At 61.2% G+C, this 260-nt stretch carries 1 protein-coding gene; it reads left to right on the plus strand.

All coding sequences use genetic code 11. The features are described 5' to 3' along the window. Window positions 1-260 (plus strand): immunoglobulin-like domain-containing protein (locus K5E40_RS34675; RefSeq protein ID WP_221734459.1); only part of this gene is annotated, 260 nt, incomplete at both ends.

Raw genomic sequence — 260 nt, forward strand, 5'->3', positions numbered from 1 at the left:
AACGGCGCAGTGATCACCATCGAAGCCGGTAAAACCACCGGCACTGTGACCGTTCCAGCGCCGGCCGATGACGTTTACAAAGATGCCGGTACCGTCCAGGCAACGATCAGCACAGCGACCGGCGGCAACTTCGAGAACCTGGTGCCAAGCACTGTTCCGGCCGTGACTGAAGTGACCGACACCATCGACACGTCGACTGTGAAGCTGACGGCCGATACCTCCGTGGCTGAAGGCGGCACCGTCACTTACACCGCCACCGT

The organism is Pseudomonas baetica, assembly GCF_019733355.1.
Lineage (GTDB): Bacteria > Pseudomonadota > Gammaproteobacteria > Pseudomonadales > Pseudomonadaceae > Aquipseudomonas > Aquipseudomonas baetica_A.